The following is an 18,599-nucleotide window of genomic DNA, read 5'->3' on the forward strand; positions in this document are numbered from 1 at the left end:
GTCCGCGGCGCGGGCCCGGCGGACCGGCACCGGTCCGGGGGCCGGCTATCGAGCCATGATCAGCGACATGGCCTCATTGCGCGTCGCGGGGTCGCGGAGCTGGCCGCGGACCGCCGACGTGATGGTCTTCGCGCCGGGCTTGCGGACTCCGCGCATGGTCATGCACATGTGCTCGCACTCGATGACCACGATGACGCCGCGCGGCTCCAGGATCTCCATCAGGGAATCCGCGACCTGCGTGGTCAGCCGCTCCTGCACCTGCGGGCGGCGGGCGTACACGTCCACCAGGCGAGCGAGCTTCGACAGGCCGGTGATCTTGCCGTCCGCCGACGGGATGTAGCCGACGTGCGCGACACCGTGGAAGGGCACCAAGTGGTGCTCACAGGAGCTCATCACCTCGATGTCCTTCACCAGGACCATCTCGTCGTGGCCGAGGTCGAACGTCGTCGTCAGGACCTCCTCCGGCTTCTGCCAGAGACCGGCGAATATCTCCCGGTACGAGCGCGCCACCCGGGCCGGCGTTTCCAGCAGCCCCTCGCGGTCCGGGTCCTCGCCGACCGCGATCAGGAGCTCCCGCACGGCCGCCTCGGCACGCTTCTCGTCGAACTCGCCGATCGTGCCCTCGCCACCGGTCAGGGTCACTGGGTCGGTCATCTCTTCCTCGTTCCTGTGTGCACAGCGCTCGCGGGCTGATGAAAGTGCCGCGCCCCCCAAGGCTAGAACCTGGGGGGCGCGGCAGGCATTCCGGGGCCTCGGGGGGCCACCGGCTCGACCGGTTACTCGGCGCGGTCCTCCGGAGCGGCCTCGGGGGCCTTCTCCACCGACACCGCCGGCGAGCTCGCCGCCGAGGCGCCGTTCGCCGAGTTGGTCAGCTGGAGCTCCTTGGGAGAGAGCACCGGCGGACGGGTGGAGGGGGTACGGCGGGCTGAACCGGTCCACGCCGGACGGGCCGGGCGCTTCACGATCGTGGAGAAGATCTCCGCGATCTCCTCCTTGCCCAGCGTCTCCTTCTCCAGCAGGGCGAGCACGAGGTTGTCCAGGACGTCCCGGTTCTCGACCAGGATCTCCCACGCCTCGTTGTGCGCGGTCTCGATGAGCTTCTTGACCTCTTCGTCGACCAGCGCCGCGACCTCTTCCGAGTAGTCCCGCGGGTGCGACATCTCGCGGCCCAGGAACGGCTCGGTGTTGTCGCCGCCGAACTTGATCGCGCCCAGCCGCTCGGTCATGCCGTACTGCGTGACCATGGCCCGCGCGGTGGCGGTGGCCTTCTCGATGTCGTTCGCCGCGCCCGTGGTCGGGTCGTGGAAGACCAGTTCCTCGGCCGCGCGCCCGCCCAGCATGTACGCGAGCTGGTCGAGCATCTCGTTGCGCGTGGTCGAGTACTTGTCCTCGTCGGGCAGGACCATGGTGTAACCCAGGGCCCGGCCGCGGGACAGGATCGTGATCTTGTGGACCGGGTCGGAGTTCGGGGAGGCCGCCGCGACCAGGGCGTGGCCGCCCTCGTGGTACGCGGTGATCTTCTTTTCCCGGTCCGACATGATCCGGGTCCGCTTCTGCGGGCCCGCCACGACGCGGTCGATCGCCTCGTCCAGCATGTGGTTGTCGATCAGCTTCTTGTTCGAGCGGGCCGTGAGGAGCGCGGCCTCGTTCAGAACGTTGGAGAGATCGGCACCCGTGAAGCCGGGGGTACGGCGGGCGACGGCCGAGAGGTCGACGTCCGGGGCGACCGGCTTGCCCTTCTGGTGGACCTTGAGGATCTCCAGACGGCCCTGCATGTCCGGGCGGTCGACCGCGATCTGCCGGTCGAAGCGGCCCGGGCGCAGCAGCGCCGGGTCGAGGATGTCGGGCCGGTTCGTGGCGGCGATCAGGATGACGCCGCCCTTCACGTCGAAGCCGTCCATCTCGACCAGCAGCTGGTTGAGGGTCTGCTCGCGCTCGTCGTGCCCGCCGCCGAGACCCGCACCGCGGTGCCGGCCGACGGCGTCGATCTCGTCGACGAAGACGATCGCCGGTGCGTTGGCCTTGGCCTGCTCGAACAGGTCGCGGACGCGCGAGGCACCGACGCCGACGAACATCTCGACGAAGTCGGAACCGGAGATCGAGTAGAAGGGAACACCGGCCTCGCCCGCGACGGCACGCGCGAGCAGGGTCTTGCCGGTGCCGGGCGGCCCGTAGAGCAGCACACCCTTGGGGATCTTGGCGCCGACGGCCTGGAACTTCGCCGGCTCCTGGAGGAACTCCTTGATCTCGTGGAGCTCCTCGACGGCCTCGTCGGAGCCCGCGACATCGGCGAACGTCGTCTTCGGGGTGTCCTTGGTGATGAGCTTGGCCTTGGACTTCCCGAAGTTCATCACCCGGGAGCCGCCGCCCTGCATCTGATTCATCAGGAACAGGAAGACGACGACGATGAGGACGAACGGGAGCAGCGAGAACAGCACGCTCAGGAACGGGCTGGTCTTGTCCGGCGAGACGGTGTACCCGTCGGTGATCTGACCGGCTTCGTACTTGGTCTGGAGGTTCTGGGCGAGCTGGACGCCCTGGTCCCCGATGTAGTTGGCCTGGAACTTGCTGCCGTCGTTGTTGCCGAGCTTCTGGTCCTTCTTGAGCTCGATCTTGATCATCTGGCTGTCACCGGTGGTGAGCTTGGCGCTCTGCACCTGGCCACTGTTGATCGCCTTGATGACCTCGCTGGTCTCCACCGACTTGTAGCCGCCGCCGGAGCCGACGACGTTCATCAACACGACCACGGCGAGGACGGCCAGCACGATCCACATGACCGGCCCACGGAAGTATCGCTTCACGTCCATCCATACGGGGCGCTAGGCACCCCGTCCCTCCTGCCCGTAGGTAAATGCTGCTGTGAGTAAAGACTGTTCTTCGGAATGTACCCCTGAATTGTCACCCGCGGCCTCGTGGGACGGCTGACAGACCCGTCTTCCCCTGGTCCAACGGCGGGAAGCGCCGCCAGGTTCCCCCGGAGGCCGCAGGTTTCCCTGAGGTTCCCCGGGGGCGGGCGCGGGGTTCACCGCACGGCGCGTGGGGCCGGTCAGCCGCCGTAGACGTGCGGGGCGAGCGTGCCGACGAACGGCAGGTTGCGGTACTTCTCGGCGTAGTCCAGGCCGTAGCCGACCACGAACTCGTTCGGGATGTCGAAGCCGACCCACCGGACGTCGATGGCGACCTTCGCGGCGTCGGGCTTGCGCAGCAGCGTGACGACCTCCAGGGAGGCCGGCTCGCGGGAGCCCAGGTTCGACAGCAGCCACGACAGGGTCAGACCGGAGTCGATGATGTCCTCGACGATCAGTACGTGCTTGCCCTTGATGTCGGTGTCCAGGTCCTTGAGGATCCGCACGACGCCGGAGGACTGGGTCCCGGCGCCGTAGGAGGACACCGCCATCCAGTCCATGGTGAGCGGGGTGGACAAGGCGCGCGCCAGGTCCGCCATCACCATCACGGCGCCCTTGAGCACACCGACGATGAGCAGGTCCTTGCCCGCGTACTCCGCGTCGATCTTCGCCGCCAGCTCCGCCAGCTTCGCGTCGATCTCTTCCTTGGTGATGAGCACCGACTGGAGGTCGTCGCCCATGTCCTTCTCGTCCACCCGCATCACTTTCGTCGTCGGCCGGGACTCCGGAGGTGGGTGCCCCCGGAGGACTCAGCCGCGTTTCAGCACCAATCAGCCCTGCCGGATGACAAGTCTGCCACCCTGCCGCTGGGCCTCGACCCGGCCGGGCAGGTTGATGGCGCCCTGACCGCGCCATCCGGTGATGAGCCGGTCGACTTCCTCGATGTGACGGGCGAAGAGCGAGCCCGCTGGCGACCCGGCGGCGACCACGGCCCGGCGCAGCACCCGGCGGCGGACGGCGGGGGGCAGGGCGTACAGCTTGGCGCACTCCAGCCGGCCGTCCTCGTCGCGTACGCGGGTCTCCGCGTCGGCGGCCCAGGCGTCCAGGGCGTCGGCGTCGTCGCGGGACAGCTGGGCGGTACGGGCGAGCGCCTCGACGACTCCCTTGCCGAGCGCCTTCTCCAGGGCGGGCAGTCCCTCGTGGCGCAGCCGGGAGCGGGTGTAGGCCGGGTCGATGTTGTGCGGGTCGTCCCAGACGGGCAGGGACTGGACCATGCAGGCCTTGCGGGCGGTCTGCCGGTCGATGTGGAGGAACGGGCGCCGGTAGCGGTGGCTGCGTCCGGTGCCGCCGGACACTTCCGCCATGCCGGACAGCGAGCGGATGCCGGAGCCGCGGGCGAGGCCCAGCAGGACGGTTTCGGCTTGATCGTCGCGGGTGTGGCCGAGCAGCACGGCGACGGCCCCGAGCCGGTCCGCGGCCTCGTCCAGGGCGGCGTAGCGGGCATCGCGCGCGGCGGCCTCGGGCCCGCCGTCGCGGCCGACGCGCACGGCGACGGACTCCACCGGGTCCAGGCGGAGCGCGGTCATGCGGGAGACGACCTCGGCGGCGCGCAGGTCGGAGCCGGCCTGGAGTCCGTGGTCGACGGTGACCCCGCCGGCCCGGAGACCGAGCTTGGGGGCCTCGAAGGCGAGGGCGGAGGCGAGCGCCATGGAGTCGGCGCCGCCCGAGCAGGCGACGAGGACGAGCGGCGCGGCGCCGTCCGGGGTGCCGGTGGTCGCGCCGGACGGGATCCGGGGAACCGCGCCGGGGCGGCCGGTGGGGCCGTGGGCGGGACGGCCGCTCACGTTCCGGTCGCCGGGGTCGGTCAGGTCGGTCAGGACGTCGTGGAGTACGCGGCGGACCGCCAGGCGTATCGCCGCGACCGCAGGATGGGGACCCATGTCCGGTGCCCTTCGTGGAGTTCGGATGCCTCGGAGGCGTGGGGGTGGTGCGCAGGGGCTTCGTCGGTCTGCCCGGTACCGCCGGGATCCCCGACGAGGGGCCCCGGGATTCCGGTTGTCGCTCCGGTTGTCACTCAGAGTGCGTCGATGGTGACAGAACCGAGCCGTTCCCTGAGCATCGCACGCCCTTCCACGGCCCACGGTCCCTCGGAAGGGTGATGCTGCTTCCCCCAACGAGACAAGTTCACACCCGCCCGGCGCGGGAACGCGCCCTGCGCCGCGCCGGTGTTCACGCCCCTTCGCTCCCGTCGCGCCCCTCGCTCCCCTTGCGGTGGACCCGGGCCACCCAGTCCGCCGGCTTGGCGATCTCCGCCTTGGTGGGCAGCGTGTTCGGCGAGGTCCAGACCCGGTTGAAGCCCTCCATCCCGACCTCGCCGACGACGGCCCGGACGAACCGTTCGCCGTCGCGGTACTGGCGGATCTTCGCGTCGAGGCCCAGCAGCTTGCGCAGCACGGCGTCGAGGCGGCTGGCGCCGCTGGCCCGGCGCTGCTGGAACTTCTCCCGGATCTCGGCGACCGAAGGCACCACCTCGGGCCCCACGCCGTCCATCACGAAGTCGGCGTGGCCCTCCAGCAGCGACATCACGGCGGTGAGCCGGGCCAGCACCTCGCGCTGCTCGGGGGTCTGCACCAGCTCGACCAGCGAACGGCCCCCCTCGCCCTGCTCGGCGTCGGGGCGGGCGCCGGCGAAGCTCTGGGCCGCCTCGCGCAGCCGTTCCAGCACGGTCATCGGGTCCATCTCGGTGGCGGCGAGGAACGTCTGGATTTCGCCCTCCAGATGGGCGCGCAACCACGGGACGGCCGTGAACTGCGTACGGTGTGTCTCCTCGTGCAGGCAGACCCACAACCGGAAGTCGTGCGGGTTCACCGCCAGCTCCCGCTCCACGTGCACGATGTTCGGGGCGACGAGCAGCAGCCGGCCGCCGCCCTGGGCCGAGCCCGGCAGGTCGAGGGTCGGGGGCGCGAAGGTCTCGTACTGGCCGAGCACGCGGGAGGCCAGGAAGCTCAGCAGCATGCCCAGCTCGACGCCGGTGACCTTGCCGCCGACCGCTCCGAACACGGCGCCGCCGGGGGTGTTGCCGCGGCGCTCCTGCATCTTGCCGAGCAGCGGGGCCAGCAGCTCCCGGAAGCCGGCCACATTGGCCTTGACCCAGCCGGCCCGGTCGACGACCAGGACCGGCGTGTCGTGGACGGCGGCCCCCTCGGGCAGTGCGCCCATCATCCGGGTGAAGTCGCGCACGTGCCGTTCCGACGTCCTGGCGTGCCCGCGCAGCTCCGCCACCACGGCCCGGGCCTCGTCCCTGCTGACCTCCGGGCCGGGCCGGACCAGCCGGGTCGCGGTCGCCACCGCGAGGTTCCAGTCGACCATCTCCGCACCACCGATGCTCGTCATGCGTCAACCGTACGTGGACCGGCCCGCCCGCGGGATCCCCTCGACGCCAGCTACGGTGTCGCCGCCACCGCGGCGGCCAGCTTGTCCAGGCTGCGCTCGGCGGTCGCGCCGTCGGGGCCGTTCACGCTGAGGAACGCGAAGGCGAGCAGCCGGCCGGAAGGGGCGACGACGGTCCCGGCGAGGGCGTTCACGTTGGTGAGGGTGCCGGTCTTGGCCCGGACCAGGCCGGCGGCCTGGGAGCCGGCGGCGTTGCGGGCGCGCAGGGTGCCGGTGAACCCGGCGACCGGGAGCCCGGTCAGGACCGGCCGCAGCTCGGGCCGCTTCGGGTCGGCGGCCCGGACGAGGAGGCCGGTGAGCAGGCCGCTGCTGACCTTGTCGGAGCGGTTGAGGCCGCTGCCGTCGGCGAAGCGGGCGCCTGCGGTGTCGACGCCGAGGGCGGCGAGCTTCGCGGTGACGGACTTCTCGGCGCCCTCGAAGCTGGCGGGCTGCCCGGCGGCGAGGGCCGTCTGGCGGGCGAGCGCCTCGGCGATGTCGTTGTCGCTGTAGGTGAGCATCCGCTCGACGAGACCGCCGAGCGGAGTGGACAGGGTGGTGGCCAGCGGCTGGGCGCCTCCCGGCGCCTTGGCTCTCGCGGGGTCGGCGGTGACCTTGATGCCGCGTTCCTTGAGCAGGGCGGCGAAGGCGCGGGCGGTGTCCCGGGCGGGGTCCTTGCTCCGTTCCACGGGGCCCGAGGAGGAGTCGTCGGGTCTTCCCTCGTCGGCCATGAGGGCGGTGACCGGGGCGAGGTTGGCGTCGCCGGTCGGGCTGGCCGGACCGGTGTAGAGGGAGTCGTCGTAGCTCAGGGTCACCGAATCGGTGCCGTCGGCCTTGAGCGCCTGGGCGGTGTCGGCGGCGAGGGCGACGAGGCTGCCGCCGGATCCGGCGGGACTCTTCTTCTGCGCGGTGAGCGAGGGGTCGCCGCCGCCCACCAGGACGACCTGTCCGGGCCCGGCCCCGGGGACCACCGTGGTGCGGATCCGGTACTCCGGCCCCAGGGCGGCCAGCGCGGCCGAAGCGGTGGCGATCTTGACGGTGGAGGCGGGGGTCATGGCGTCGCGCGACCCGGACTCGTACAGCACCTCGCCGGTCGCCGCGTCGACCACCGAGGCGGTACGGGAGGTACCCAGCGCGGGGTCGGCCAACAGGGGCTCCAGTACGGCCGCCAAGCCACCGGAATCCGGCGCTCCGGCCTTGCGGAGGGTGCCCGGACCGATCCCAGCGAGCACTCCGGGCGCGCTCGGGGCGGCCTGCGGCAGCGATCCCGCCGCGGAGCCCGGAGCGTGATCTGCGCCACCCGTGAGGTTCCAGGAGGCGGCCCTGTCCCGCTCGGCCTTACGCTGGCCGGAGTCCCACGGACCCGCGGCGGCCACCGTCACGGCCGACAGGGCAAGGCCGGCCACGGCCGACCCCGCGATGAGCTGCCACGTCTTGACCAGAGGCACCTCGGACCAGCCCCTTTCGCGATCACACATATGCGTGAGGGACACTTAACCATTGCGTCTTGCCGCGAGCATGGCACCCCACCCGGCAGGGCTCGGGGCGCACGCGCACGCAGGTGAATCAACGCACTCGAAGCAATGAAGCTGATCATGGAGGAGCAGGACGTGGAGTTCGACGTCACCATCGAGATCCCCAAGGGTTCGCGGAACAAGTACGAGGTGGACCACGAGACCGGCCGGATCCGTCTGGACCGTCGCCTGTTCACCTCCACCAGCTACCCGGCGGACTACGGCTTCGTCGAGAACACCCTGGGCGAGGACGGCGACCCGCTGGACGCGCTGGTCATCCTGGACGAGCCGACCTTTCCGGGCTGCCTCATCAAGTGCCGCGCGATCGGCATGTTCCGCATGACGGACGAGGCGGGCGGCGACGACAAGCTGCTGTGCGTGCCGGCCTCGGACCCCCGCGTGGAGCACCTGCGCGACATCCACCACGTCTCCGAGTTCGACCGCCTGGAGATCCAGCACTTCTTCGAGGTCTACAAGGACCTGGAGCCGGGCAAGTCGGTCGAGGGCGCCAACTGGGTGGGCCGCGCCGAGGCCGAGGCCGAGATCGAGGCCTCGTACAAGCGCCTGGAGGCCCAGGGCGGCCACCACTGAGCCCTGTGCTCGGACGCGGGTGAGCGGGACGTCCCGCTGCCCCTGTGACACCGCGGGCGGTGCCCCCTTGAGGGGGGCGCCGCCCGTCGCCGTATCCGGGGGCGGCCGGCCCGTCCGGCTTCCGCGGGGTTCCGCTTTCGCCGGGGAGGAAACGATTCCGCATACTGATACCGCTGGTGATCGCTGACTGGAGGACGCGTGGCGGAGGCCGACCGGGCAGAGGACAAGAAGCCCACGTCCGACGAGGCGCACAGCGCCTTCGCCCGGCCGCCCGGGACGGCGTCCGACACGTCGGAAGCGGACCAGCCGACCTCGGAGTTCGCCGTCCCCGAGGGCCTGGCCGCGCAGTCCGCCGAGCCCGAGGGTTCCGCTTTCGCTCCCCCGGCCACCTACAGCGCCCAGCACTCCCCGCCCGCGTACACCCCGGGCCACGGCTTCCCCGTCTCCCGCATGCCGGAGTCCCCCTGGCAGGACCGCATGCGCACCATGCTGCGCATGCCGGTGGACGTCCGGCCCGTACCGGAGCCGGTGCAGAAGCAGAGCGAGGCCGGGCCGGCCGTCGGCCGCGTGCTCGACCTCACCCTGCGCATCGGCGAGCTGCTCCTCGCGGGCGGCGAGGGGGCCGAGGACGTCGAGGCCGCCATGTTCGCGGTGGCCCGCAGCTACGGGCTGGACCGCTGCGAGCCGACCGTCACCTTCACCCTCCTGTCGATCACCCACCAGCCCTCCCTGGTGGACGACCCGGTCTCGGCGAGCCGGACCGTACGCCGCCGCGGCACCGACTACACCCGCCTGGCGGCCGTCTACCGGTTGGTGGACGACATCAGCGCCCACGAGATCGACGTCTCGCTGGAGGAGGCCTACCGGCGCCTCGCGGAGATCCGCCGCAACCGGCACCCGTACCCGACCTGGGTGCTCACGGCCGCCGCCGGGCTGCTCGCCGGGGCCGCCTCGACGCTGGTCGGCGGTGGCGTGCTCGTCTTCGTCGCCGCTGCCATCGGCGCGGTCCTGGGCGACCGGCTGGCGTGGCTGTGCGCCGGGCGCGGACTGCCGGAGTTCTACCAGTTCGTGGTGGCCGCGATGCCGCCCGCCGCGATCGGCGTGGCGCTGAAGCTGGCCGAGATCGACGTACGCGCCTCCGCGGTGATCACCGGCGGCCTGTTCGCGCTGCTGCCCGGGCGGGCCCTGGTCGCGGCCGTGCAGGACGGCCTGACCGGCTTCTACATCACCGCCTCCGCCCGCCTGCTGGAGGTCATGTACCTCTTCATCGGGATCATCATGGGCGTGCTCGTGATGCTGTACATCGGGCTCCAGCTCAACGCCAAGCCGAACCCGGACGAGGTCCTGCTGATCACGCAGCGGCCGCTGATCCAGATCGCGGCCTCGATGGTGCTGGTGTTCACCTTCGCCATCCTGCTCCAGCAGGAACGCTCCACCGTGTGGATCGTGACCCTGAACGGCGGGGTCGCCTGGGTGACCTTCGGGGCCCTGCACTACGCGGGCAACATCCCGCCCGTGCCCTCCACCGCCATCGCCGCCGGGCTGGTGGGCCTGTTCGGGCAGCTCTTCTCCCGCTACCGCTTCGCCTCCGCGCTGCCCTACACGACGGCGGCCATCGGCCCGCTGCTGCCGGGCTCGGCGACGTACTACGGGCTGCTGCTGATCGCCGAGAACCGGCTGAACGAAGGGCTCGCCTCGCTGGTGAACGCGGCCGCGATCGCGCTGGCCATCGCGATCGGCGTCAACCTGGGTTCGGAGACCTCACGACTGTTCATGCGCATCCCGGGCGCCGCGAGCGCGGCCACCCGCCGGGCGGCGAAGCGGACCCGCGGCTTCTGAGACGCGGGGCGGGTACGGGGGCACCGCCGCCTGCGGGGTACGGGGGCACATGCGACGGCGCCCCGGAGGCTCGTGCTCTCCGGGGCGCCGTACGGGGGGAGCGGGTCAGCGCTTGGCGTGGCGGCCGCGCTGGGCGGAGACCTGCGGCTCGCCTTCCCGCTGGCGGCCCACGGCGGCGGGGGCTTCGGCGGCCGCGGCCTTCTTGTGCTTGCGCGCCTTGAGCACCTCGAAGATCACCGGGATCACCGAGATCAGGACGATGCCGATGAAGATCGTCTCGATGTTGTTCTTGATGACGTCGAACTGGCCCAGGTTGTAGCCGAGCACCGTCACGCCCGCGCCCCAGCCGATACCGCCGATGATGTTGAACGCCAGGAAGGTGCGGTACTTCATCGCGCCCGCGCCGGCCACCATCGGCGCGAACGTACGGATGATCGGGACGAACCGGGCGAGCACGATGGCCTTGGGGCCGTGCTTGTCCATGAAGTCGTGCGCCGCGTCCAGGTTCTCCCGCTTGAAGATCCTGGAGTTCGGCCGGCTGAACAGCTTGGGTCCGAAGAACTTGCCGATCAGGTAGCCCACCTGGTCACCGAGTATCGCGGCCGCCACGATCAGCGTGCAGACCAGCCACAGCGGCTGGCTGATGTCACCGCTCGCGGTGAACAGGCCCGCCGTGAACAGCAGGGAGTCGCCGGGCAGGAACGCGAAGAGACCCGATTCCGCGAAGACGATGACCAGGGTGCCGATCAGGCCGAACTGCCCGATCAGGTACTCCGGGGACAGCCACTCAGGGGCGAGCGCAAGCGTGTACACGAGTTCCGGGCTCTCCTGGATCGGGGGACGTCCGCTGCGCGGCGCGCGACACGGGTGGTTTCAACCACGGGTGGTTTCAATTATGAACGCACACCGCCCCCACCGGGTTCCAGGGACCGGGAGGGGGCGGTGCGGCAAACGGTACGGGTCACACGGAGCGGACGGCGTTCGCCAGGATGGCGTCCCGCAGGAACACCGCCAGTCCGGGACGAACGGCGTCGTAGTACGCCGTGAACCGCTCGTCCGCGACGTACATCTCACCGAGGCAGGTGTGCATCTCGTACGAGCAGTCGTAGTGGTTCGCGGTGATGGATCCGCGGTGCTCCTCGGCCAGGTCCATGGCCGCCTCGGAGTCCGGGGCGGCACCGGACTCCAGCAGCCGCGCCAGGCGCCGGTTGATGTCGTCCGCCTGGTGCTGGATCCGCTGCCAGTCCTCCTTCGTATAGGAAGCCGCCCGTCGGGTGGACTCCTCGTACGCGTCGGTGCCGCCCCACCGCTGCCGGACCTCGGCCGCGTGCTCGTCGGGGTCGAAGTCCCCGAAGACCTCGAACTTCTCCTCGGGCGTGAGGTTGATTCCCATCTGGTGCGCCTCCATGGCGTGCTCTACGGCCTTGGCCATCCGCTGGAGCCGGTCGATCCGGTCGGACAGGAGGGCGTGCTGCCGGCGCAGGTGCTCCCTCGGGTCCGAGTCCGGATCGTCCAGCAGGACCGCGACCTCTTCGAGCGGGAAGCCGAGCTCCCGGTAGAACAGGATCCGCTGCAGCCGGTCGAGGTCGGCGTCGTCGTAACGCCGGTGCCCCGCCCGGTTGCGCCCGCTCGGACCGAGCAGGCCGATCTCGTCGTAGTGGTGCAGTGTGCGCACCGTCACTCCGGCGAAACCGGCGACCTGGCCCACGGAGTAGCCCATCGCTCCCGCTCCTCTGGTTGGGTACGCCCTTCACTCTGGGCCCTCACGCGGCGTGAGGTGCAAGTCCCGCCCGCGAGGAGCGGCCGCGACGGGCCGCCCGCGCGGACCGCTACCCGGCCGTCCCGGCCAGGGCCACCAGCTCGAAGGCCGTCTTGCCGTCCAGGGACTCGCGCACGACGTCGGCGTGGCCGGCGTGCCGGGCGAACTCCTCGACCAGGTGCAGCAGCATCCAGCGCATGGACACCTTGCCGTCCTTGGGGAACCACGGCGCGTCGGGCAGCGGGAACGTCTCGTCGAGGCTCTCCAGGCCCGCGACGAACTCGGCGGTCTGCGCCGCCACGTCGTCCCAGAAGGCCAGGATCCCGGCGGTCGTCTCGTCCCCGACGAGCCGGAAGGAGTCGCCCCAGGTCTCCTGCGTGCGCTGGCGCTCGTTCGGCCGCTGCTGGGCCATCCGCAGCCAGTTGAGCTCACATTCCGCGCAGTGCTTGAGCAGTCCCGACAGGGACAGCTCGCTCGCGCTCGGGCGGCTCGCCGCCTGCTCCTCGCCGAGCCCGAGCACGGAGCGGCGGATGCCGCCGCGCTGGGCCTCCACGAAGGAAAGGAGCGCACCGCGCTCATCGCCGTAGGACTCCGCGGGTACGTGCGTGACCATGCTGAACCGCCTCCGTAGGGTGTGTCTTCCCGTCTGCTGCTGACAAGGAACACGCTACGGAGACTTGCGGTCAGGCCCTGTCCGCAATCACGCCCTCTTCTGGATCAGAAGTCTTCCGGATCAGAAGGGGAAATTCGTCCGGCCGTGCTGCACGGAGATCCACTTCTGGGTGGTGAAGGCCTCCACGGTCGCCTCGCCGTTCAGCCGGCCGAGCCCGGAGGCCTTCTCGCCGCCGAAGGCCGCCAGCGGCTCGTCGCCGATGGTGGAGTCGTTGACGTGGATCATCCCGGTCTCGATCCGCTGGGCGAACCGCACCCCGCGCTCCACGTCGCGCGTGTGCACGGCGCCGCTGAGCCCGTAGGGGGTGGCGTTCGTGAGCCGGACGGCCTCGTCCTCGCCGTCGAACACCACCAGCAGCGCCACCGGGCCGAAGATCTCCTGGCCCAGGAGCGGGGAGTCCTCGGGGAGTCCGGCCAGCACCGTCGGTTCGACGAGGTTGCCGCGCGTAGAACCGCGTACGAGCGCCTGCGCGCCCTCCTCGACGGCCCGGTCCACGAGGGCGGTCAGGGCGTCGGCCTGGAAGGAGTTGATCAGCGGGCCGATGTGGGTGTCGGCCTCGTGCGGGTCGCCGGTCTTCAGGCTCCGTACCCGCGCGGTGAACTTGTCGGTGAACTCCTGCGCGACGGAGGCGTCCACGAGGATCCGGTTGGCCGCCATGCAGACCTGGCCCTGGTAGACGAAGCGGCTGAAGACGGCCGCGTCCACCGCGTAGTCGAGGTCGGCGTCGTCGAGGACGACCAGGGCGCTGTTGCCGCTGAGTTCCAGGACGGTCCGCTTGAAGTGGCGGGCGGCGACGGCGCCGACGTGCCGGCCGACCCGGTCGGAACCGGCGAAGGAGATCACCTTGGGGACCGGGTGGGTGAGGATCGCGTCGCCTATCTCGGCGATGTCGGTGACCAGGACGTTCAGCAGCCCGGCCGGGAGCCCCGCGTCCTCGAAGACCTTGGCGATGACCCCGCCGCCGACCACCGGGGCGTTCTGGTTCGGCTTGATCACGACGGCGTTGCCGAGGGCGAGCGCGGGGGCGACCGACTTCATGGTCACCAGGAACGGGAAGTTGAAGGGGCTGATCACGGCGATGACCCCGACGGGGAGCCGCTGGACGCGGTTCTCCTTGCCCGCCACCGGCGAGGGCAGGATCCGGCCCTCGGGCCGGATGGCCAGCTGGATCGCCTCGCGGATGAACTCCATCGCGAGGTGGACCTCGTACTCGGCCTTGGGACGCGTCCCGCCGAGCTCGTCGATCATCGCCTCGACGATCTCCTTCTGGCGGTCCTCGGTGATCCGCAGGGCCCGCTCCAGGACGGCACGTCTCGCGTAGGGGCTGGTGGCGGCCCACTCCCGCTGCGCCCGGTCGGCGGCGCGGTAGGCCTGGTCCACCTGATCGACCGTGGCCGCGGTGATCGCCGCGAGCTTCTCGCCGTTGTAGGGATTGACGTCGATGATGTCCCACGAACCGGCGCCGGGCAGCCATTCGCCATCGATGTACTGGTGAGCCAGGTCGTCGAATATGGACATGCCATCCCTTACTGCGAGCGCGCACCCGTGCGCTGCACCGGAGACCGATCGGTCGTCGTCATGCACTGATCAGACGTCATACTACGTGCGATTCAAGACAGTTGGAGAAGACCGCGCAGGAGATCGCGGGTCCGGTCGGGATCGGGGCAGTCCGCCTGGAGCCGCTCCATCGCCCGTGCGTACTGCGCCACTTCCTCGTCTTTGTCCAGGTAGAGCGCGCTGGTGAGCTGTTCCAGATAGACGATGTCCTGGAGGTCGGACTCCGGGAAGCGCAGCAGCGTGAACGCGCCGCTCTCGCCCGCGTGGCCGCCGAAGGAGAACGGCATCACCTGGAGTTGGACGTTGGGGCGCTGGGACACCTCGATCAGGTGCTCCAGCTGGCCGCGCATCACGTCGCGGTCGCCATAGGGGCGGCGCAACGCGGCCTCGTCGAGGACGGCGTGGAAGACGGGGGCGCTCTCGGAGACGAGGACCTTCTGCCGCTCCAGGCGCAGCGCGACGCGGCGGTCGATCTCGGCCGAGGAGGCGCCCGGCATGCCGCGCTTGACGACGGCCTGGGCGTAGGCCTCCGTCTGCAGCAGCCCGTGGACGAACTGGACCTCGTAGATACGGATGAGGGAGGCGGCGCCTTCGAGTCCGATGTACGTCTGGAACCAGCCGGGCAGCACGTCGCCGTAACTGTGCCACCAGCCCGCCGCGTTGGCCTCGCGGACGAGCCCCAGGAGGGACTCCCGCTCGGCGCCGTCCGTGACACCGTAGAGCGTCAGGAGGTCTTCGACGTCGCGGGCCTTGAAGCTCACCCTTCCCAACTCCAAGCGGCTGATCTTCGATTCGGATGCGCGGATCGAGTAGCCGGCCGCCTCACGGGTGATGCCGCGGGATTCTCGGAGTCGCCTGAGCTGTGAGCCCAGGAGGATGCGGCGCACCACGGAACCGCTGGCTTCTGCGGTCACTAGTCCTGCCCTCCCCATCGCAATGGTGTGCGCGTGGTCAGCGCTGTCGTCTGCGTGCTGCGTCGCTGGGGCCCCCGAACCCCAGGGGCCGCAGTCTGCCACCAAAACGCACCCGCCCGTACTCGTTCTGTAACGGAATCCGGCGTCCCGGAAAAGAAGTCCGTAAGTATGCGTAGGAAGAAATGAGCAAGAACCATCACGGACGGGACAGGTCCGGCGCGTGCACGTGCATCTGCCCTTGCATCCGGCTTCGGCATTCGGAACGATGGTCCCCGCGCACCTGCGTGCTCTTCGCGCCGGCGCCGGACCCACCCCGCAGTTCTTTCTGGCCGGAGACGCCGCTCCGTCCGCGAATCCCGGGAGTGCCTCGCATGGGGACGAATGGATCGACCATGCTCGAGCCGTTACGGCAGGGGCTGCCCCCGGTCGACCCCACGGCTGTCTCGGGGTCCGCTTCCTGCGCCTTGCCCGCCCGCTTCGAAGCGGTCCGCGGAGCGCGCTCGTTCACCCGCTCGACGCTGTCCCAGTGGGGCCTCGACCAGCGCTTCGACGACGTGTCCCTGGTCGTCTCGGAACTCGTCACCAACGCGCTGCGCCACGCCCTGCCCGACGACGCGCGCGGGACGGCCGCGGATCCGGACGCTCCGGTCCGGCTGCACCTGATGCGGTGGAGCACCCGGCTGGTGTGTGCGGTGCGGGACCCCAGCGAGGACCGGCCGGGCGGCGCGTTCTCGCCCGAGCGGACCGAGGAGAACTTCGACCTGGAGTCCGGGCGCGGGCTGTTCCTGGTGGACTCGTACAGCGACAGCTGGGGCTGGCACCCGCTCGCGGGACGGCTGACCGGCAAGGTCGTGTGGGCGCTGTTCCTGCTCCACGAGTGAGACGGCGGCGGGCGGCACCGGCGGACCAGGCATGAGAAACGCACACACCGGCCGGGACTGATCGGTGCGATCAGTCCCGGCCGGTGCACGTGCATGGCCGGATGTGACGCTGTGCCTGGTTCCGTACGATCAGCGGTTCAGATGACCAGGTGATCGAACTCGCCGTCCTTGACGCCCAGCAGCAGCGCCACTATCTCGGCCGGCGTGTAGATGAGCGCCGGGCCGTCCGGGAAGCGCGAGTTGCGCATCGCGACGTCGCCGCCCGGCAGTTTGGCGAACTCGACACAGGAACCTTGCGAATTGCTGTGTCTGCTCTTCTGCCAGGTCAGCCCAAACAAGGAAGTGAGTTCTGCAGCTGCCATCCCGTTGTACGCGTGGTCCACAGGAAGCCCCCGATAGTGCAGATGTCAACTGCACCGGATCATAGCTCTGTTCATGGCGTGCTGCATGGGCAGATGCACGTGCACGGAGGGTGCCGCTGTGATCACTGGGGCGCCGTTCCCGACCCCGATACCCCCGCTGATCAGGCACGCAGGGCCGCGGAGAGCTCCTCCAGCGCCTCCAGTACCTGCTGCGCCGCCGCCCGCAGCACCCCCGGGGCGCGCGCTTCCCAGCCGGGATCGGCCAGAACCGCCCGCACCGCGCCCCACTCGGGCACCTTCCGTTCCCGCACCGCCTTCGCACCCGCCTCGGTGTCCGCCCGCACCGCGGCGGCCAGCGCGGCCGCGCCCGGGACCGGGGCGTGCGTGCGGTCCGGGATGTGCGCCTCCAGCAGCATGACGGCGCGGCCCAGCGCGGCCACGGCGTCGGCCGCGGCGTCGGCCGCCGCACGGGACAGGCCGCGGTGCCGCACCGGTTCCCCCGCCGCCCGGCCGACCGCCTCCTGCCAGGCGATCCGGGCGTCCCGGGTGGCCAGCAGCGCCCGCCGGACGTCCTCTCGCCGGGCGCCACCGGGGTCCGCGTACTGGGCGAGCACCGCCTGCGCGTACCGCCCGGCGGCCGCGAGCCAGTCGGCCAGGCGGGTGCGCAGCCGGGGCGTCTCCCAGGCTGGGTAGAGGGCGTACCCGGCCATCGCCAGGGCGCCGCCCACCAGGGTGAGGGCCACCCGGTCGTACACGGTCTGGTCCCAGCGCAGGCCGCCCATGCCGAGCAGGAACACCACGTAGGCGGAGAGACACGCCTGGCCCACGACGTAGCCGGTCCGCATCAGCGCGTACATCAGGCCCGCGGTGAGCACGGCCAGCAGCCCGGACAGGTACATCCCGGGCTGCGCCAGCCGCACGACGGCGGTCGCGACGGACACCCCGACGAGGGTGCCGCCGAACCGGGCCACCGCCCGGGACCAGGTCTGTGAGAAGTCGGGCCGCATCACCATCACGGAAGCCATCGGCGCCCAGTACCCGTGCCCGAAGGGCAGCGCCCGGCCGATGGCGTAGCCCGCGCAGACGACGGCGGTGACCCGCAGGGCGTGCCGCAGCACGGGCGACCCGGACCGCAGCTCGGCCCGTACCGCCTTCACCACCTGCGGCACCAGGGCGGGCAGCGTGGGCCGCAGCATCGCGGCGCCCGGATCGGCGGTCCGGCCGGACCCTGGATCGGCCGTCTCCAGTACGTCGTCCAGCAGCGCCGCCAGCCGGCGCGCGGCCCGCAGCGGGGCACCCTGGAGCACCTCGCCCTGGTCGGGGGCCTTCAGCACGGCCAGGGAGGGCGCCGGGATCCGGACCGGTTCCCCGTGCCGGATCGCCCGCGCGGCGGCGTCCAGGACCGTGCCGGCCGCGGCGAGCAGCTCGGACACCCGGTCCCGCGCCGGGCCTTCGGCGGGGGCTCCGACCGCCGGGTCGGCCAGCGAGGCCAGCACCGGCCGGATCCGCTCCGCGAGCCCCCGCGCCCCGTGCAGCTCGGCGGGGCGCTGCCGGGCCTGGCGGACGGTGACGGCGGCGGCGTCCCGCGCCTTCATCAGGGGCTGCGGGTCGAAGGACGCCAGCGGGTCCCAGCGCAGCCGGCGGGCGTAGTCGGCCTCGGCGGCGAGCGCGTCGGCCAGGGCGTCGCGCTGGGCGCCCCAACGCCGGACCGGGAACAGGACGATGAGCAGCGCCTGCACCACCCCGCCGGCGGCGATCACCGCGGCGTGCCCGGCCGCCTGCGGGATCGACGTCGGCAGGGTGACGGTGACCAGCATGATCGCGACGTTGCCCGAGGCGAGGATCCCGGCGGTGGGACCGGCCGCCCACAGCAGTCCCGCGACGAAGGTCCAGACGGCGAGCAGGGCCAGGAAGGCGAGCGTGTCGCGGGAGCCGACCAGATAGCCGATGAAGGTGGACACCGCCAGGGTCAGCCCGGAGGCGAGGGCCAGTACGGGACGCGGGCGCCAGCTCTGCTGGAAGGTGGCGGTGGCGGCCGTGAACGCCCCGAAGGCGGAACTGGCGGCGGCGCCCGGCCCGAGGAAGGCCAGCCCGGCACCGATGACGATCGCCAGCCCGGCGGCGGCGCGCACGGCGACGAGCGGCTCCAGCCGGGCCCGCTCGACCTTCATGCCGGCCCGGGCGGTGTCCTTCAACGCCCGGAGCCAGCTCATGGGAGCGAGCGTAACGGGACGGGT

The 18,599-nt window shown here is 71.3% G+C and carries 16 protein-coding genes; 3 read left to right on the top strand and 13 right to left on the bottom strand.

Annotation, left to right across the window (positions count from 1 at the left end; translation table 11 throughout):
• Positions 1-45: 45 nt before the first annotated feature.
• From folE to dacB, 6 genes are all read right to left on the bottom strand, one after another.
• Positions 46-654: a GTP cyclohydrolase I FolE gene (folE, locus tag ACZ4M3_RS08660; protein WP_453356698.1), complete on the bottom strand. Its 609-nt coding sequence runs from the start codon at positions 652-654 to the stop codon at positions 46-48.
• Between the two features lie 122 nt (positions 655-776).
• On the bottom strand, positions 777-2,807 hold the full coding sequence (gene ftsH, locus ACZ4M3_RS08665) for an ATP-dependent zinc metalloprotease FtsH (protein WP_467730892.1): 2,031 nt from the start codon (positions 2,805-2,807) through the stop codon (positions 777-779).
• A gap of 239 nt (positions 2,808-3,046) precedes the next feature.
• Positions 3,047-3,607 (bottom strand): hypoxanthine phosphoribosyltransferase, encoded by a 561-nt coding sequence (gene hpt / locus ACZ4M3_RS08670; protein WP_136216392.1) that lies wholly within the window; start codon positions 3,605-3,607, stop codon positions 3,047-3,049.
• Positions 3,608-3,676: 69 nt separating this feature from the next.
• A complete protein-coding gene (tilS, locus tag ACZ4M3_RS08675; RefSeq protein WP_467730893.1) occupies positions 3,677-4,786 on the bottom strand; it encodes a tRNA lysidine(34) synthetase TilS in 1,110 nt (369 codons plus the stop codon).
• 289 nt (positions 4,787-5,075) lie between these two features.
• A complete protein-coding gene (locus ACZ4M3_RS08680) occupies positions 5,076-6,239 on the bottom strand; it encodes a zinc-dependent metalloprotease (RefSeq protein WP_467730894.1) in 1,164 nt (387 codons plus the stop codon).
• Between the two features lie 50 nt (positions 6,240-6,289).
• Complete coding sequence (gene dacB, locus ACZ4M3_RS08685; protein WP_467730895.1) at positions 6,290-7,720, bottom strand: D-alanyl-D-alanine carboxypeptidase/D-alanyl-D-alanine endopeptidase; 1,431 nt, start codon at positions 7,718-7,720, stop codon at positions 6,290-6,292.
• 162 nt (positions 7,721-7,882) lie between these two features.
• On the opposite strand from dacB, the gene ACZ4M3_RS08690 reads away from it, so the two are divergent.
• The gene (locus tag ACZ4M3_RS08690; protein WP_030031597.1) at positions 7,883-8,377 is read left to right on the top strand and encodes an inorganic diphosphatase; all 495 of its coding nucleotides are present in this window, start codon (positions 7,883-7,885) and stop codon (positions 8,375-8,377) included.
• A 198-nt stretch (positions 8,378-8,575) separates the two neighbouring features.
• The gene (locus ACZ4M3_RS08695; protein ID WP_467730896.1) at positions 8,576-10,216 is read left to right on the top strand and encodes a threonine/serine exporter family protein; all 1,641 of its coding nucleotides are present in this window, start codon (positions 8,576-8,578) and stop codon (positions 10,214-10,216) included.
• A 105-nt stretch (positions 10,217-10,321) separates the two neighbouring features.
• Here the strand turns inward: ACZ4M3_RS08695 and ACZ4M3_RS08700 are convergent, their stop codons facing one another.
• The 5 genes from ACZ4M3_RS08700 to ACZ4M3_RS08720 form a co-directional block, all read right to left on the bottom strand.
• Positions 10,322-11,029, bottom strand: a complete 708-nt coding sequence (locus ACZ4M3_RS08700; RefSeq protein WP_467730897.1) for a VTT domain-containing protein — start codon at positions 11,027-11,029, stop codon at positions 10,322-10,324.
• Positions 11,030-11,177: 148 nt separating this feature from the next.
• The gene (locus tag ACZ4M3_RS08705; protein WP_467730898.1) at positions 11,178-11,936 is read right to left on the bottom strand and encodes a MerR family transcriptional regulator; all 759 of its coding nucleotides are present in this window, start codon (positions 11,934-11,936) and stop codon (positions 11,178-11,180) included.
• Between the two features lie 109 nt (positions 11,937-12,045).
• The gene (locus ACZ4M3_RS08710) at positions 12,046-12,588 is read right to left on the bottom strand and encodes a DinB family protein (protein WP_467730899.1); all 543 of its coding nucleotides are present in this window, start codon (positions 12,586-12,588) and stop codon (positions 12,046-12,048) included.
• A 120-nt stretch (positions 12,589-12,708) separates the two neighbouring features.
• A complete protein-coding gene (locus ACZ4M3_RS08715; protein WP_467730900.1) occupies positions 12,709-14,166 on the bottom strand; it encodes an aldehyde dehydrogenase family protein in 1,458 nt (485 codons plus the stop codon).
• A gap of 92 nt (positions 14,167-14,258) precedes the next feature.
• Positions 14,259-15,137: a helix-turn-helix domain-containing protein gene (locus tag ACZ4M3_RS08720; protein ID WP_467730901.1), complete on the bottom strand. Its 879-nt coding sequence runs from the start codon at positions 15,135-15,137 to the stop codon at positions 14,259-14,261.
• A gap of 353 nt (positions 15,138-15,490) precedes the next feature.
• On the opposite strand from ACZ4M3_RS08720, the gene ACZ4M3_RS08725 reads away from it, so the two are divergent.
• On the top strand, positions 15,491-16,000 hold the full coding sequence (locus ACZ4M3_RS08725; protein ID WP_467730902.1) for an ATP-binding protein: 510 nt from the start codon (positions 15,491-15,493) through the stop codon (positions 15,998-16,000).
• Between the two features lie 137 nt (positions 16,001-16,137).
• Here the strand turns inward: ACZ4M3_RS08725 and ACZ4M3_RS08730 are convergent, their stop codons facing one another.
• Positions 16,138-16,383, bottom strand: a complete 246-nt coding sequence (locus ACZ4M3_RS08730; RefSeq protein ID WP_190185982.1) for a DUF397 domain-containing protein — start codon at positions 16,381-16,383, stop codon at positions 16,138-16,140.
• A gap of 140 nt (positions 16,384-16,523) precedes the next feature.
• Positions 16,524-18,575, bottom strand: coding sequence for an FUSC family protein (locus ACZ4M3_RS08735; RefSeq protein WP_467730903.1), 2,052 nt, complete (start codon positions 18,573-18,575; stop codon positions 16,524-16,526).
• Between the last annotated feature and the right edge of the window lie 24 nt (positions 18,576-18,599).

This window comes from Streptomyces sp. NPDC026522 (assembly GCF_055567555.1).